18 protein-coding genes and 3 pseudogenes are annotated in these 14,487 nt (G+C 72.3%); 13 read left to right on the forward strand and 8 right to left on the reverse strand.

Annotated elements, in window-relative coordinates; genetic code table 11:
• Nucleotides 1-934, forward strand: a 934-nt coding sequence (locus tag ASF38_RS09120; protein WP_082480657.1) for an NADP-dependent oxidoreductase, incomplete at its 5' end; no start/stop codon positions are given.
• Between the two features lie 3 nt (nt 935-937).
• Here ASF38_RS09120 and ASF38_RS09125 read toward each other — a convergent pair.
• Nucleotides 938-1,882 (reverse strand): lipid kinase, encoded by a 945-nt coding sequence (locus ASF38_RS09125; RefSeq protein WP_055962254.1) that lies wholly within the window; start codon nt 1,880-1,882, stop codon nt 938-940.
• A gap of 149 nt (nt 1,883-2,031) precedes the next feature.
• On the opposite strand from ASF38_RS09125, the gene ASF38_RS09130 reads away from it, so the two are divergent.
• Nucleotides 2,032-2,289, forward strand: a complete 258-nt coding sequence (locus ASF38_RS09130; RefSeq protein WP_055962257.1) for a GlsB/YeaQ/YmgE family stress response membrane protein — start codon at nt 2,032-2,034, stop codon at nt 2,287-2,289.
• A gap of 66 nt (nt 2,290-2,355) precedes the next feature.
• Here the strand turns inward: ASF38_RS09130 and ASF38_RS18190 are convergent, their stop codons facing one another.
• Complete coding sequence (locus ASF38_RS18190) at nt 2,356-2,511, reverse strand: DUF6131 family protein (protein WP_164468785.1); 156 nt, start codon at nt 2,509-2,511, stop codon at nt 2,356-2,358.
• A 114-nt stretch (nt 2,512-2,625) separates the two neighbouring features.
• Here ASF38_RS18190 and ASF38_RS09135 point away from each other — a divergent pair, with 114 nt between their 5' ends.
• The 3 genes from ASF38_RS09135 to ASF38_RS09145 are packed head-to-tail and all read left to right on the forward strand — an operon-like array spanning nt 2,626 to nt 4,613.
• Nucleotides 2,626-3,150, forward strand: coding sequence for a DUF1697 domain-containing protein (locus tag ASF38_RS09135; protein WP_056575306.1), 525 nt, complete (start codon nt 2,626-2,628; stop codon nt 3,148-3,150).
• 9 nt (nt 3,151-3,159) lie between these two features.
• Nucleotides 3,160-3,999, forward strand: a complete 840-nt coding sequence (locus ASF38_RS09140; RefSeq protein ID WP_056575309.1) for a PhzF family phenazine biosynthesis protein — start codon at nt 3,160-3,162, stop codon at nt 3,997-3,999.
• Entirely contained in the window at nt 3,996-4,613 is a 618-nt protein-coding gene (locus tag ASF38_RS09145) for a Pr6Pr family membrane protein (protein ID WP_056575312.1), read from the forward strand. Before ASF38_RS09140 ends, ASF38_RS09145 begins: the two co-directional genes overlap by 4 nt.
• On the opposite strand, the gene ASF38_RS09150 is transcribed toward ASF38_RS09145, so the two are convergent.
• The gene (locus ASF38_RS09150) at nt 4,589-5,200 is read right to left on the reverse strand and encodes a TetR/AcrR family transcriptional regulator (RefSeq protein ID WP_056575315.1); all 612 of its coding nucleotides are present in this window, start codon (nt 5,198-5,200) and stop codon (nt 4,589-4,591) included. The two genes, ASF38_RS09145 and ASF38_RS09150, sit on opposite strands and share 25 nt — an antisense overlap.
• A gap of 104 nt (nt 5,201-5,304) precedes the next feature.
• On the opposite strand from ASF38_RS09150, the gene ASF38_RS09155 reads away from it, so the two are divergent.
• The 4 genes from ASF38_RS09155 to ASF38_RS17525 are packed head-to-tail and all read left to right on the forward strand — an operon-like array spanning nt 5,305 to nt 9,917.
• Entirely contained in the window at nt 5,305-8,244 is a 2,940-nt protein-coding gene (locus tag ASF38_RS09155; RefSeq protein ID WP_156366863.1) for a crotonase/enoyl-CoA hydratase family protein, read from the forward strand.
• Nucleotides 8,245-8,271: 27 nt separating this feature from the next.
• Nucleotides 8,272-9,099: an NAD-dependent protein deacetylase gene (locus ASF38_RS09160; protein ID WP_056575318.1), complete on the forward strand. Its 828-nt coding sequence runs from the start codon at nt 8,272-8,274 to the stop codon at nt 9,097-9,099.
• 19 nt (nt 9,100-9,118) lie between these two features.
• On the forward strand, nt 9,119-9,757 hold the full coding sequence (locus tag ASF38_RS09165; RefSeq protein WP_056575321.1) for a DUF4389 domain-containing protein: 639 nt from the start codon (nt 9,119-9,121) through the stop codon (nt 9,755-9,757).
• A 7-nt stretch (nt 9,758-9,764) separates the two neighbouring features.
• Nucleotides 9,765-9,917: a hypothetical protein gene (locus ASF38_RS17525; protein ID WP_156366864.1), complete on the forward strand. Its 153-nt coding sequence runs from the start codon at nt 9,765-9,767 to the stop codon at nt 9,915-9,917.
• Between the two features lie 10 nt (nt 9,918-9,927).
• Here ASF38_RS17525 and ASF38_RS09170 read toward each other — a convergent pair whose 3' ends face one another.
• The 5 genes and pseudogenes from ASF38_RS09170 to ASF38_RS09180 form a co-directional block, all read right to left on the reverse strand.
• Nucleotides 9,928-10,932, reverse strand: coding sequence for a class I mannose-6-phosphate isomerase (locus ASF38_RS09170; protein ID WP_056575324.1), 1,005 nt, complete (start codon nt 10,930-10,932; stop codon nt 9,928-9,930).
• Between the two features lie 4 nt (nt 10,933-10,936).
• Nucleotides 10,937-11,841 (reverse strand): phosphoglycerate dehydrogenase (serA, locus tag ASF38_RS09175; protein WP_235497586.1); only part of this gene is annotated, 905 nt, incomplete at its 5' end.
• Between the two features lies 1 nt (nt 11,842).
• Nucleotides 11,843-12,101 (reverse strand): annotated as a pseudogene (locus tag ASF38_RS19330) (phosphoglycerate dehydrogenase); the annotation flags it as partial.
• Between the two features lie 136 nt (nt 12,102-12,237).
• Nucleotides 12,238-12,361: pseudogene (locus tag ASF38_RS19470) on the reverse strand (hypothetical protein); the annotation flags it as partial.
• Nucleotide 12,362: 1 nt separating this feature from the next.
• Nucleotides 12,363-12,606, reverse strand: a pseudogene (locus tag ASF38_RS09180) (PaaI family thioesterase); the annotation flags it as partial.
• A gap of 81 nt (nt 12,607-12,687) precedes the next feature.
• Between ASF38_RS09180 and ASF38_RS09185 the strand changes: the two are divergent.
• From ASF38_RS09185 to ASF38_RS19335, 4 genes are all read left to right on the forward strand, one after another.
• Nucleotides 12,688-13,215, forward strand: coding sequence for a DUF305 domain-containing protein (locus ASF38_RS09185; RefSeq protein ID WP_056556953.1), 528 nt, complete (start codon nt 12,688-12,690; stop codon nt 13,213-13,215).
• Nucleotides 13,212-13,532, forward strand: coding sequence for a metal-sensitive transcriptional regulator (locus ASF38_RS09190; protein ID WP_055962290.1), 321 nt, complete (start codon nt 13,212-13,214; stop codon nt 13,530-13,532). The genes ASF38_RS09185 and ASF38_RS09190 overlap by 4 nt, the downstream gene beginning before the upstream one ends.
• A 40-nt stretch (nt 13,533-13,572) precedes the next feature.
• Nucleotides 13,573-13,797 carry a heavy-metal-associated domain-containing protein gene (locus ASF38_RS09195; protein WP_056575329.1) on the forward strand — a complete coding sequence of 75 codons (225 nt, stop codon included), beginning with the start codon at nt 13,573-13,575 and terminating at the stop codon, nt 13,795-13,797.
• Nucleotides 13,794-14,487: cation transporter (locus ASF38_RS19335; protein ID WP_369815191.1), on the forward strand; the 694-nt coding region annotated here is incomplete at its 3' end. The genes ASF38_RS09195 and ASF38_RS19335, both read left to right, overlap by 4 nt.

The raw sequence follows: 14,487 nt of genomic DNA on the forward strand, positions 1-14,487 counted from the left end.
GGAGGGCCAGGTGCTGCTGCGCTCGGTGTACCTGTCGCTCGACCCGTACATGCGCGGCCGGATGAGCCAGGCGAAGTCGTACGCCGCCTCGCTCGCGCTCGGCGACGTCGTGCTCGGCGGGACCGTGTGCGAGGTCGTGGAGTCCCGCGCGGAGAACCGGAAGGTCGGTGACCTGGTGCTCGCGTTCATCGGCTGGCAGACGCACGCCGTCGTCGACGCGCGTCAGATGAAGGGCCTGGACCCGTCGGTCGCGCCCGTCTCGACCGCTCTGGGTGTGCTGGGCATGCCGGGCTTCACGGCCTACGCGGGACTGCTCGAGATCGGCAAGCCGAAGGAGGGCGAGACGGTCGTCGTCGCGGCGGCCGCCGGCCCGGTCGGCTCGGCCGTCGGCCAGATCGCCCGACTCAAGGGCGCCCGGTCCGTCGGCATCGCCGGCGGCGAGGAGAAGGTGCGGCTGCTGCGTGAGCACTTCGGCTTCGACGTCGCGCTCGACCACCGCTCGCCGACGTTCGCCGACGACCTCGAGGCCGCCACGCCCGACGGGGTGGACGTGTACTTCGAGAACGTCGCCGGGCCGGTCGGCGAGGCGGTGCTGCGCCGCACCAACACCTACGCGCGCGTGCCGGTGTGCGGGCTCGTGGCCAACTACAACGCCACGTCGGCCCCGGAGTCGTCGCTGAGCTTCCCCGGGTTCATGAACCTCGTGCTGTCGCGCAGCCTCACCGTCCGCGGCTTCATCCAGGACGAGTTCACGCAGAGCCACGGCGCCGACTTCGCCCGCGAGATGGGCCAGTGGGTCTCCGAGGGCAAGGTGGCCTACCTCGAGGACGTCGTGGACGGACTCGACAACGCGGTGGACGCCTTCCGTGGTCTGCTCACCGGCCGCAACGTCGGCAAGCTGCTGGTCAAGGTCGGGGACGACCCGACCCTCTGACCCTCAGGCCGCGTCGTCGAGGCGGGCGGCGCGGCTTCCCCGGGGAACCGCCACGCGCACCGCGTTGCGCTCCACGGTGAACTCCGCCGGCGTGGTCGCGAGCAGCTCGCCGTCGAGGTTGATCGGCATCGGATCGTCGGTGACCACCCGCACGCGGCGGGTCGTCAGGTGGTGCACGCGCTCGTGCTCGACGAACCGGCCACTCCTCAGCAGCCGCGCGATCGAGACGTGGTCGGCGAGGCGCCCCCTCTCGATCGCGTACACGTCGAGCAGGTGGTCGTCGAGCGAGGCGTTCGGCGCCACCGTGTTCCCGCCGCCGTAGTGCCGGCCGTTGCCGACGGCGACCTGCAGCAGGTCGTCGAGCTCGAGCGACTCGTGGCCGTCGAGCTCGAGCCGGGCCGAGAAGCCCCGGTGCCCACGGAACGCCGCGAGGGTCGCGACCGGGTAGGCCGCCGGTCCGAGCCGACGCTTGAGACCCGGCGTGAGCCGCTCGGTGACCGCGACCGAGAGCCCCAGGGACGCGACGTTGACGAAGGCGTGGCCGTTCACGCGTCCCAGGTCGACGTCGACGACCTCGCCGGTGAGGACGGCGCGGACCGCCGCCTCGACGTCGACGGGGATCTCGAGCGTGCGGGCGAAGTCGTTGGCCGTGCCGAGCGGCAGCACCACGAGCACGGTGCTCGTGCCGGCGACCCGCGCCGCCGCGCACGAGACCGTGCCGTCGCCGCCGCCGACGACGAGCACGTCGGGGGCGTCGGCCATGACGCGGTCGAGGGTGGCGACGAGCTCGGCGCCCGAGTGCACCGCATGGCTGCGCAAGGAGGCGGGGGGATGCTCCAGCACCAGACGCTCGGCACGGTCGAGGGCGAGCGCGCCCTGCCGTGCGTTGGTGTTGACGACGAGGGCCACGGTGGATTCGGGTCGGTCGATCAGGGTACGGACGTCCATGACCACGACGCTAGGAACGCCTGATGAGGAGTGCGTGAGGGGACGATGTGGACCCCCTCAGAATTCTCTCGAGGTGCGATCTCGTCAGGAATCCCTAGCGTTGATCGTCGGACGTGATCCGTCCGTACCCAACCGAAAGGACCCCCATCATGGGCCTCATCTGGCTTCTCATCATCGGTCTCGTCGCCGGCCTCCTGGCCCGCGCCATCGTCCCCGGCAAGGACTCGATGGGCATCCTCGCCACCATCGTGCTCGGCGTCGTCGGCTCGTTCGTCGGTGGCCTCATCGGCGCGCTGTTCTCGTCCGACCGCAGTGTCACGGACCTCTCCACGAGCGGTCTCATCCTGTCGATCGTCGGCGCCATCGTCGCCCTGCTGATCTACCGCCAGGTGCGCGCTCGCGCCTGAGCGTCACCCGCACACGACGACGCCCCCGCACCGTTCGGTGCGGGGGCGTCGTCGTGCTCGTCGGGCCTAGAACCAATGGTTCCGGCCGCCGACCGCGCGGCCCGTGGCGCCGAGGATCCAGAGGATCACACCGACGACCAGCAGGATGCCGCCGATCGTGTACAGGATCGAGATGTCCAGGACTGCGCCCAGGATCAGCAGGATGACTCCGAGGATGATCATGCGGTTCCCTCCCTCTACCCTGACGTATTTCGTCGTGGGGCGCCCTTCAACGTACGGGTTTCGCGGCGATCCGCATCTTGGCGCGATCAGGACGACCGTCGACATACTGGGTCCATGACACGGATCCACCTGCTGCGAGCGGTCAACGTCGGCGGCGCGAAGCTGCCCATGGCCGAGCTGCGGGACCTCGCGTCCGGCCTCGGCGCGGCCGACGTGAGCACCTACATCGCGTCCGGCAACCTGCTCTGCACGCCCCCGGGCGACCCGGCCACCTTCGACCGCGCCCTCGAGCAGGCGGTGCAGGAGAGGTTCGGGTTCTTCCGCGAGGTCGTCTCCCGCGACGTCGACGAGCTTCGCGCGGCGCTGCAGGCCCACCCATTCGAGGTGGTGGAGGCGAAGTTCTCGCACGTCTACTTCCTCCTCGCCGAACCCGCTCCCGACGCGGTCCAGGCCTTCGAGAGCACGGACTGGGGTGGCGACGAGGTGCGTGTGATCGGCCGCGACCTGCACATCCGCTACTCCGACGGCGTGGCCGGCACGAGGCTCACCCCGGCCCGCATCGCGAAGCTGCTCGGGCACCACGGCACGGGCCGCAACCTGCTCACCGTCGCGAAGCTGGTCGAGCTCGCGGACGCCTAGGGTTCGAGCATGCTCCCCTTCTCGCAGGTCGACGTCTTCACCGACACCCTCGGGCTCGGCAACCCGGTCGCCGTCGTGCACGACGCCGACGGCCTCGACCAGGACGCGATGGCCGCGTTCGCCCGGTGGACCAACCTGAGCGAGACCACCTTCCTGCTCACCCCCACCGTCCCGGACGCCGACTACCGGCTGCGGATCTTCACCCCCGGCGGTGAGCTCCCGTTCGCCGGTCATCCCACCCTCGGCTCGGCCCGCGCCTGGCTCGAGGCCGGCGGGCAGCCGCGGTCCGGCGACCGGCTCGTGCAGGAGTGCGGTGTCGGTCTGGTGGCCGTGCGCCCGGACGACGACCTGCTGGCCTTCGCTGCTCCGGAACGCATGCGCTCCGGTCCCGTCGATCCCGCCGAGGTCGAGGCCGTCACGTCGGCGCTCGGCCTGCAGGCCCACGACGTGGTCACGGCTCACTGGTGCGACAACGGCCCTGGCTGGATGGGGCTGCTGCTGCGTGACGCGGCCACGGTTCTCGCCGTCGACGGCGACCGGGCCTACCTGCTCGGGGCGAGCGGCGCCCACGACAAGGTCGGTCTCGTCGGCCTGCACCCCGACGGCGACGTGGCGCTGGAGGTCCGTGCCTTCTTCCCCGGCGGGGTGGGCGAGGACCCGGTCACCGGGAGCCTCAACGCCGCGGTCGCCCAGTGGCTCGTCGCCGAAGGGACGCTGCCCGACCGCTACGTGGCCGCCCAGGGCACCGCACTCGGTCGACGCGGCCGCGTGCACCTAGTGCGCGACGGGGACACGACATGGGTCGGCGGGCGCACCGTCGTCGGGATCCGTGGGACCGTGGCGCTGTGACCCGACTCTGGCACGCCACCACCGCGGTCCTCGGCCTCGTCGCCCTGGTCGGCCAGACGATCCTGACGGCGGACGAGGGTCGCAGCCTCGTGAACCTGTTCAGCTACTTCACCATCGAGTCGAACATCCTGGTCGTCGTCACGTGCGCGCTGCTCGCGATCCGGCCCGACCGGGGCGGTCGCGCCTTCGGCATGCTGAGGCTGGCGAGCCTGACGGGCATCACCGTCACCGGCATCGTCTACGCGACGGTGCTGGCCGGCAACGTCGACATGACGGGCGTGGAGTGGTGGCTCGACAAGATCTTCCACTACGTCGTCCCGATCCTCACGGTCGTGGGCTTCCTCGCGCTGCGGCCCCGCACCCGCCTCGACTGGTCGGCGCTGGGTGGACTGGCGTTCCCGGTGCTGTGGCTCACCTACACGCTCGTCCGCGCGCAGGTGGCCGAGCCGACGTTCCTGCTCACGCCCACCCAGACCGCGCCGGTGCCCTACGGCTTCCTCGACGCAGCGGAGTCCAGCGCGGGGGCCGTCGCCGTCGTGTGCGTCGTGCTGACGGCGGTGTTCGTGGCGCTGGGATCGGCGGCGATCGCCTACAGCCGGCGCGCGTCCGACTGATCGGAGGCCGCCAGCTCGCGCAGCGCGACCTTCCAGGCGTCGACGACGTCGGAGGTACCTGCCCGCGGACTCAGGATCCCGGCGAGGTGCGCACCGGTGAGCAGGTCGATCGTGAACTGCACCAGCATCGGGCTCCGGGGATGGTCGGCGCCGACCAGACGCGTGACGCCCCGATGGACCGTCCGGTAGATGCGTTCCTGCAGCGGCAGCAGCGCGGCACGAAGGTCGTCGTCGGTGCGAGCGGCCACCCACAGCTCCAGCGCGACGGCGAACGCCGGCGACTGCAGCTCGCGCCACACCAGGTCGACCACGTCGTCCCAGCTGGCGGGGGCGGGGTCGTCGTCGCGAGCGGTGGTGAGCAGCTCGAGCCGCCGCTCGACGACGTCCTCCACGACGGCGCCCATGAGCGCACTGCGGGTCGGGAAGTGGTGCAGCAGCGTGCCGCGCGCGACACCGGCCTGCTGCTGCACGTGACCGACCGTGGTCGCGCCGTACCCGCCCTCGAGCAGGCAGGTGAAGGCTGCCTCGAGCAGGCGCTCGCGCGTGGCGACGGACCGCTCCTGCTGGGGGCGCCGGGACGTCGACATGGCCGCGACCCTACCCGGGAGCGCGGGCCGGGCGCCTTGCGCGCGAGCAGGCGACCAGCGATGATCGACGAAACAGTCTGGTCGGACGGGATCAAGGAGTGACCATGGCATCGAGGTCCCGTGGGACGCGATGGATCGAAGGCGCACGCACGGTCGCGCCGGTCCTCGCGAGCACCGCGAAGGTGATGGCGACCGACCTGGTCGCGCGCGTGCGGCCGGCGTCGGCCCCACCGGCACCGACGGTCGACGTTCCCGCGCCCGCCGGCGCCCAGGGCTACGCGCGGCACGTGCACGCCCAGCGCGACGTGGCCGCCCCACCCGCCGACGTGGTCGCGCTCGCCACCGACCTCGACCGCGCCCACGAGTGGCTCACCCTCCACCTCAGCTGGCGCGGCGACCGACCGGACCGGATGGTCGAGGGCACGGAGTTCGTGCAGCAGATCTCGCTCATGGACATCCCGGCGCAGGCGCGCTGGCAGGTCGAGCGCGCCGACGCCGACGGCTTCGTCCTGCGCGGCACGGGCCCGATGGGCATCACCGTGGGGCTGTGGTGCACGGTCGTGGCGCACCACGGCGGCTCGGCCGTCCGGCTCGACGGAGCACTCGACGGACCGCCGGTGCGGGGGCCGGTGGGCCTCACCGCCGTGCGCAGCGTCGAGACCGCGCTGGCCACGTCGCTCGACGCGCTCGCCGGACTGCTGACCGGCAGCGGCAGGCCCGCACGCATCCCCGACGAGCCCGTGCTGCACGAGACGAGCGGGCGGCTGCTCGACCCGACGACGCCGGTCCTCGTCGGCGTCGGCCAGGTCGTGGTCCGCACGCCGGACCTGGCCGACCCGATCGAACCGGCCTCCATGGCGGCACAGGCACTGCGCGCCGCGGCCGAGGACAGCGGCATCGGCCCCGACCTGCTCGCCCGGGCCGACCTGGTCCACGCCGTGCCGAGCGCCTCCTGGACCTACCCCGACCAGGCCGGGCTCGTGGCCGGGCTCGTGGGAGCCGCCGACGCCGACACCGTCCAGACCTCGCCCTACGGCGGCGACGGTGGACAGCTCGCGCTGAACGACGCAGCCCACGAGGTGGCCGAAGGTCGCGCGCACGTCGTGCTGGTGAGCGGTGCCGAGGCCGGCGCCACGGTCGCCGCCCTGCAGGCGCAGGGCCGGGAGCCGGACTGGACCCGTCAGCCGGCCGACGCCGCACCGGACCGGGTCATCGGCACCGACCGTCCCGCGAACAACGAGGCCGAGACGAGCGTCGGCCTCGGGGCCCCGATCTACGCCTACGCCTTGCTGGAGTCGGCGCTGCGTGGTGCCGCCGGGACCGACGAGGCCGCGCACCGCGCCCGGATCGCCGACCTGTGGGCCCGGCACAGCGCCGTGGCCGCCGACAACCCCTACGCGTGGGACCCGACCGAGCGCACCGCGGACGAGATCGCGACCGCGACCCCGGACAACCGAGCGGTCAGCGACCCGTACACGAAGCTGATGTGCGCGAACCTGCAGGTCGACCTCGCCGCAGGGGTCGTCGTCACGAGCGTCGCCGCAGCGCACGCCCTCGGCATCGCCCAGGATCGGTGGGTCTTCCTGCACGCGGGGGCCAGCGCCACGGACGAGTGGTTCGTCTCCGAACGTGCCGACCTGGCCACGTCGCCGGCCATCGCGGCCGCAGGCGCTGCCGTGCTCGACCACACCGGCATCACCGCCGACGACCTCGGACCGGTCGACCTGTACTCGTGCTTCCCCGCGGCGGTGCAGCTGGGCGCGCAGGCGCTCGGCCTGCCGTGGGACGACCCGGCGCGTCCGCTCAGCGTCACCGGCGGACTGACGTCGGCGGGCGGGCCGGGCAACGGCTACGGACTGCACGCGGTGGCGTCCCTCGTGCCGCTGCTCCGCGAGCAGCCCGACGCGTACGGCCTGTCGAGCTCGCTCGGCTGGTACGCCACCAAGCACGCCCTGGGCGTCTACTCCGCCCGGCCCCCGGAGCGACGGTTCGCGCACCTGCGCCCGGCGTTCGACCGACCGGCACCCCGGCCTGCCCTCACCGACCTCGACGGGGACGCAGTCGTCGAGGCGGTGACGGTCCTGCGTGACCGCGACGGCAGCGCGGAGGCCGCCATCGTCGCGGCACTCGCCGCCGACGGCGCCCGCGTGCTGCTGCGTCGCGAGAGCGCCGACGACGTGGCCCTGCTCACCTCGGCCGATCCCCTGCGACGCACGCTCCGGATCGACGGCGACCGACTGGTGCTCGTCGGCGACCGGCAGCCGCTGCCCGGCCCGCCGCCCGCCCCCGTGCGCACCGCGCGCGACGGCGACGACGTCTGGGTGGTCACGCTCGACCGCCCGCGGGTGCGCAACGCGATCGACCGGCTCACCGCCCAGCTCCTGGAGCGTGCCGTCGACGACGCCGAGGCCGACGACACGATCCGCTCCATCGTGCTCACCGGCGCGGGAGGCACGTTCTGCGCGGGCATGGACCTGGCCGGGGCGAACCGGGGCGAGGTCCCCGTGACGGACCGGCGCGGTCCGCTGGGGCTCACCGCCGAGCCACCGACGAAGCCGACGGTCGCCGCCGTGGAGGGTGCCGCCCTGGCGGGCGGGTTCGAGCTGGCCCTGTGCGCCGACCTCGTGGTCGCGGCCGACGACGCCACCTTCGGCCTGCCCGAGGTGAAGCGGGGGCTGCTCGCGGCTGCGGGCGGGCTGTGGCGCGTGTCGACCCGGCTGCCCCGCGCCGTCGCGCTCGAGCTGGCCCTGGTCGGGGACGCGCTTCCGGCCGCCCGACTGGCCGAGGTCGGCCTCGTCAACGCCGTCGTCCCGCGCGGCCAGGCGCTGGAGCACGCCCTCGACCTCGCGCATCGGATCGCCGCCAACGCCCCGCTCTCGGTCGCCGTGGGCAAGCGGATGGTCGACGCGGCACCCGGGTGGTCGCCCGACGAAGGCTTCGCGCGCCAGAGCGAGCTGGCCAGCCCCGTGCTGCTGTCCGACGACGCCCGCGAAGGGGTGGCGGCGTTCGCGCAGAAGCGACCGCCCGTGTGGACCGGGCGCTGACGCCGGGCCGGACGTAGGCTCGACGGCGTGGACGTCGGCACGGATCGCGGTGGGGTGGAGCAGGCAGCCCGGATCGTGTCCGCAGGGCGCCTGCTGGTCCTGACCGGGGCCGGCGTGTCCACCGACTCCGGCATCCCCGACTACCGGGGGCCGGGCCGTCTCTCGACGCCCACGCCGATGACCATCCAGCAGCTGCGCTCGGGCCCCGAGGCGATGCAGCGGTACTGGGCGCGGGCGCACCTCGGGTGGTCACGGATGGGGCACGCGGAGCCGAACGCGACCCACCACACGCTCGTGGAGTGGGAGCGCGAGGGTCGGCTGGTCGGTCTCGTCACGCAGAACGTCGACGGCCTGCACGAGCGCGCCGGGCACCAGGACGTCGTGGACCTGCACGGTCGGGTGGACCGGGTGCTCTGCATGGACTGTGGCGACGTCACCCCGCGCGAGGAGGTGCAGCGGCGGCACGAGGAGCTCAACCCCGGCTGGAGCGACCAGACCGTCGTGCACGGACCCGACGGCGACGTGCAGCTCGACGAGACGTCCGGCTTCGTCGTCGCCCCGTGCCTCGTGTGCGGTGGACGACTGCGACCCGACGTCGTGTTCTTCGGCGGCAGCGTGCCCAAACCGGTGGTCGAGCACTGCTTCGACCTCGTGGCGCAGGCGTCGGCCGTGCTGGTGCTGGGCTCGAGCCTGCACGTGATGAGCGGGCTGCGCTTCGTGCGACGTGCCGCGGCCCTCGGCACCCCCGTGGTGGTCGTGAACCGCGGGCCCACGCGCGGCGACCCGCTCGCGACCGTGAAGATCGACGCCGGATGTGCCGAGACGCTCGGCGATCTGGCGATAGCCTTCGCGTGAACCGAGAGAAGGATCCAGCATGAGCGTGCAGCCGCCCCCTCCCCCGACCACACCGCCGACATCGCCGGCGCCCGGCGGCTACCCGGTCACGATCACCTTCGACCTGCCGGATCGCGTGGCACGCTGGCGTCCCCTCGTGCAGTGGATCCTGGCGATCCCGCACTTCGTGGTGCTGTGGGTCATCGGCATCGCTGCGAGCCTGGCCGTGATCGCCGCGTGGTTCTGCGGTGTGATCCTCGGACGGGTTCCGCGTGCCCTGCTCGACCTCATCGCGATGTACCTGCGCTACTCGGCGAGCGTCAGCGCCTACGCAGGATTCCTGCACGGGACGTACCCGAAGTTCGCGATCGACGCGTCGACCGCCGACCCCGGCACCGACCCGCACGTGCACGTCGACGTGGTGGCCCAGGTCGAGGGACGGAGCCGCCTGACGATCTTCTTCCGCATCCTGATGCTGATCCCTCAGATGTTCGTGCTGTACTTCGTCACCATCGCGGCGGCCGTGGTGCACGTCATCGGCTTCTTCGCGGTCATCGTCCTCGGCCGCTGGCCCGAGGGAATGCGTGACTTCGTCGTCGGGTGGCTGCGCTGGAACCAGCGCGTCTCGGCCTACGCCTACCTGCTGACGGACGACTACCCGCCGTTCAGCCTGCGCTGAGACGACGGTGGGACAGCGTCTGGTGACGGTCGAGCAATCCCGGCTGGCGCCCACAGCGGCAGAGATCGCCCTCGGCGTGGTGGGCGTCGTCGCCGTCCTCGGCCTGGCCGTGCTGTGCGGCCTGCTGGTGGTCAGGGCTCGCCGGCGGCGGAAGCGGTGACGCCTCGCGGTCAGGCCGTGCCGGGACGCGCCACCAGCACGCGGGCCGAGCCGGTCACGTGCCAGTCGCCGGCCGCGGCGGGCACGGCGTAGGTCTGGCCCCTGGCGATCGCCAGGTCACCCCCGGCGCAGCGGAGCGTCCCCGATCCGTCGAGCACCACGAGGGCGGCGAAGCCGGCCGGGACGACCGCACCGTCGACGGCGAGGTCGAGGCGGAAGAACGGGTCGGCCTCCGTCGGCAGCAGCGACGTGAGCGGGTCCGCGGCGGCGTCGAGGTCGCGGTGCACCGACAGCTCGGCCAGCCGCTCGGTCGACGTCGCGGCGTGCTCGAGGGCCTGCATGGCCAGGTCGAAGCCGAGCCCCAGGTGCGACTCGTCGCGGGTGGACGTCGTGATCGACCACTCCAGCAGGATCGAGAAGTCGGTCGGCTCCTGCGCCTCGGCCACGAACACGCCCTCGCCGATGGCGTGCGGCGTGCCGGCCGGCACCAGGATCCCGTCACCTCGGCGCACCTCGATGCGGTGCATGTGCCGCAGCATCCACGCGCCGTCCTGCTCGTCGCGGGCGCGGACCACGTCGCGCGGGTCCACGTCGTCGACCCAGCCCAGGTGGACGGCGGCACCGGGCTCGGCGTCGAGCACCAGCCACGCCTCGGTCTTGCCGTACGGGCAGTCGAGGTGCCGGGCGGCGAAGGAACGGTCCGGGTGCACGTGCACGGGCAGCCGCTGTCCGGCGTCGAGCAGCTTGAGCAACAGGCCGACGTCGCCGGGCCACGCGCCGACGCCTCCCGTCCACGTCTGCGGGTCGGCGACCACGAGGTCGCGCAGCAGCGTGCCGTCCTGCGTGGACGACAGGCCGAGGCGTGCGTCGCCCTCACGCGAGACCGTGGCGGCGATCCACTCCTCGGGCTGGTGGTCCGACGTCGTCGTGATGCCGCGCAGCGCCGCGATCCGACCACCACCTCGGTAGAAGTGGTCGATCAGGTTGGGGCGCAGCGCCACCGGCAGCGGGCTCACCCGATCAGCTGAGCTGCCGCAGCCGGACGGTCTCGGGGAGAGCGGCGAGCTCGCCGAGCACGTCGGCCGTGACGGCCTCGGCCACGTCGGTCACGACGTAGCCCAGCTGGCCGCGGGTCGACAGCGACTGCGCCTCGATGTTGACGCCCCGCTCGCCGAGCAGGCCGTTGATGGTGGCCAGCACGCCGGGAGCGTTCTGGTGCACGAGCGCGATCCGCTGTCGGCTGTTGTCGGCCGGCAGGTTCATCTCCGGGAAGTTCACGCTCAGCGACGTGCTGCCGAACGCCGCGTAGGAGCGGAGCTTCGAGGCGACGAAGCGGCCGATGTCCTGCTGCGCCTCCTCGGTGGAGCCACCCACGTGCGGCGTGAGGATGACGTTCGGGATGCCGCGCAGCTCGGACTCGAACGGGTCGCCCTGGCGCTTGGGCTCGACCGGGAAGACGTCGAGCGCGGCGCCGGCGATGTGACCGGACTCCAGGTGCGCGCGCAGGGCCGTCGTGTCGACGGCGATGCCACGGCTGAGGTTGAGGAACAGCGCACGCGGCTTCATGAGGCGCATCTGCTCGTCGCCGAACAGGCCCGCGTTGCCGGGGCGACCGTCGACGTGCAGCGTCACGACGTCGGCCTGCTCGAGCAGCTCCTCCAGCGTGGAGCAGCGCTGGGCGTTGCCCAGGGCGAGCTTGTCGTCGATGTCGTAGAAGACGACCTTGAAGCCGAGCGCCTCGGCCACGACCGACAGCTGGCTGCCGATGTTGCCGTAGCCGACGATGCCGAGCGTGCGGCCGCGCACCTCGTGGCTGCCGGCGGCGGACTTGTTCCACACGCCGCGGTGCATGTCGGTGGACTTCTCGTGCAGGCGACGGGCGAGGGAGATGATCTCGGCGATGGCGAGCTCGACGACCGAGCGCGNCGATGAGGTCCTCGGCGGCCTCCAGCACCTTCGGCGTGATGTAGGTGGTGGAACGGATGCCGAGCAGGTGGACGCCCTGGATCGCCTCGATCAGCTCGTCCTCGCCGAGCGCACCGGCGTTGGTCTGCACGTCGTATCCCTTGCCGCGCAGGAAGTCGCGTCCGTCGGCGTGGATGTTCTCGAGCAGCAGGACCTTGACGTCGGCGTCGTCGATCGTCGTGGCCGGCTGGGTGGCGTGGGGGTTCACGGTCATCATCATGGGGGACGTCCTCGGGTCAGCGGTGTCGGGGCTGACGCGGGGCCCAGGCGAACGGTCCCTTGTCTGGTGCAGTCGTGCGGAGGTCGGGCTCCCTGGTGGTATCCACCTCAACGCCAGTCGCGCCGACCACCCCAGTCTACGGGGTGCGGTAGGAGCCCACGAACTTCTCGAGCACCTCGGGCGGGATGGGCTGGTCGAGGTTGGCCAGACGCACCTGGCCCTGCGCGATCAGCTTGCCGTCGGCCCCGGTCGAGTCGAGGNCCTTGGCCTGACGGATGAAGTCGGTCGAGTTGTTGGTGCCGACCACGACACCCTTCTCGCCCAGCCACATCTGCCCGGCCACGCTCGCGGTCGACTCGTGGACCGCGCAGTAGATGCCGCCGTGCGGGATGCCGAAGGGCTGGAGGTGGTGCTCGGTGATCGTGAACCGCACGACCACCTTGTCGGGAGTCAGCTCGACGTGCTCCACGCCGAGCACGCCGTCGAGGCCGGGAACGTCGCTCATGGGGCGAGCGTAGGACCTCTGACGGATCGATCGACGAGCGGGCGACTTGAAACCCCTACCCCCTAGGGGTATACAGGAGGCATGCACCGACTCATCCTCGTCCTCCTCGCCGCCGTGGCGCTCGCGGGCTGCGGCTCGCCGAACACCGTCTCGGCCGACCCCGCCGACGTGACCTTCGCCCAGCAGATGATCCCGCACCACCAGCAGGCGGTGGAGATGTCCGAGCTGGCGCTCGACCCCGCCCGTGAGGCGTCCGAGCCGGTGCGCGACCTCGCCGGCCGCATCGGCGACGCCCAGCAGCCGGAGATCGAGACCATGCAGGGCTGGCTCGAGGACTGGGACGCGAAGGCCGAGGACCACGGTGACCACGACATGGGCGGCATGACCGGCATGATGAGCGACGACCAGATGAGTGCGCTCGCCGCGGCCACCGGCACCGACTTCGACCGGATGTGGCTGCAGATGATGATCGAGCACCACGAGGGCGCCGTGGAGATGGCCGAGACCGAGATCGCCGACGGTCAGGACTCCCGGGCCAAGGCCCTCGCGCGGGCGATCATCGACGCCCAGCGCGCCGAGATCACCGAGATGACGAGGCTGCTGGCATGACCGAGATCCACGATCCCACCACCGAGGCCGGCGTCGTCCCCGGCTACTCCGACGACAAGAAGGCGGTGCTGGCCCGGCTGCGTCGTGTGGAGGGCCAGGTGCGCGGACTCACCCGCATGGTCGAGGACGACACCTACTGCATCGACGTGCTCACCCAGGTGAGCGCCACCACCAAGGCCCTCGAGGCCGTCGCGCTGAAGCTGCTCGACGAGCACCTCGCGCACTGCGTCGTCGACGCCGCCCGCAAGGGCGGACCCGAGGCCGACGCCAAGGTCGCCGAGGCCTCGGCCGCGATCGCCCGGCTCGTCCGGTCCTGATCAGCAGCCCACCGATTCCCCGCCCGAAGGAGGGCACACCATGAGCACCACCACCTACGCCGTCACCGGCATGACCTGCGAGCACTGCGTCGCCGCGGTCACCCAGGAGCTCTCGTCCGTCGAGGGCGTCACCGAGGTCGCCGTCGCGCTCGTCCCCGGCGGCACGTCCGACGTCACGGTCACCGGCCCCTCCGAGCCGTCGCTCGACGCCGTCGCGTCGGCCGTGGCCGAGGCGGGCTACACCCTGGAAGGACACGCGTCGTGAACACCCAGGAGACCGTCCGCCTCGACGTGCACGGCATGAGCTGCACGTCGTGCGCGATGCGCGTCGAGAAGCGGCTCAACCAGCTCGACGGCGTGGAGGCGAGCGTCAACTACGCCACCGAGAAGGCCACCGTGCACGTGCCCGAGGGCACCGACCACCAGGTGCTGCTCGACGCCGTCGCGGCCACCGGCTACGAGGCCACGCTGCCCGACGCCCATCGCGGACACGGCGACCACGCCGGGCACGAAGGTCTCCACGGGGCCGCCTCGATGCGGCGGCGAGCCGTCGTGTCGGCGGTCCTGAGCCTGCCGGTCCTCGTGCTGTCGATGGTCCCGGCCACGCAGTTCACCGGGTGGCAGTGGGTGGCCCTGGCCCTCGCCACACCCGTCGTCACGTGGGGCGCCTGGCCCTTCCACCGCGCCACCGCGACGAACGCCAGGCACGGCGCCGCGACCATGGACACCCTCGTGTCCGTCGGCGTCGGCGCGGCCTACCTGTGGTCGCTGTGGGCGCTGTTCTTCGGCGGTGCCGGGATGCTCGGCATGCGGATGGAGTGGTCGTTGACCGGTGGCGGGTCCCACGAGATCTACCTCGAGGTCGCCGGCGTGGTCACCACCTTCGTGCTCGCCGGGCACTACCTCGAGGCCAACGCCAAGAAGCAGTCCAGCGCTGCGCTGCGGGCCCTCATGG

This window comes from Aeromicrobium sp. Leaf272 (genome assembly GCF_001422865.1).
Taxonomy (GTDB): Bacteria; Actinomycetota; Actinomycetes; order Propionibacteriales; family Nocardioidaceae; genus Aeromicrobium.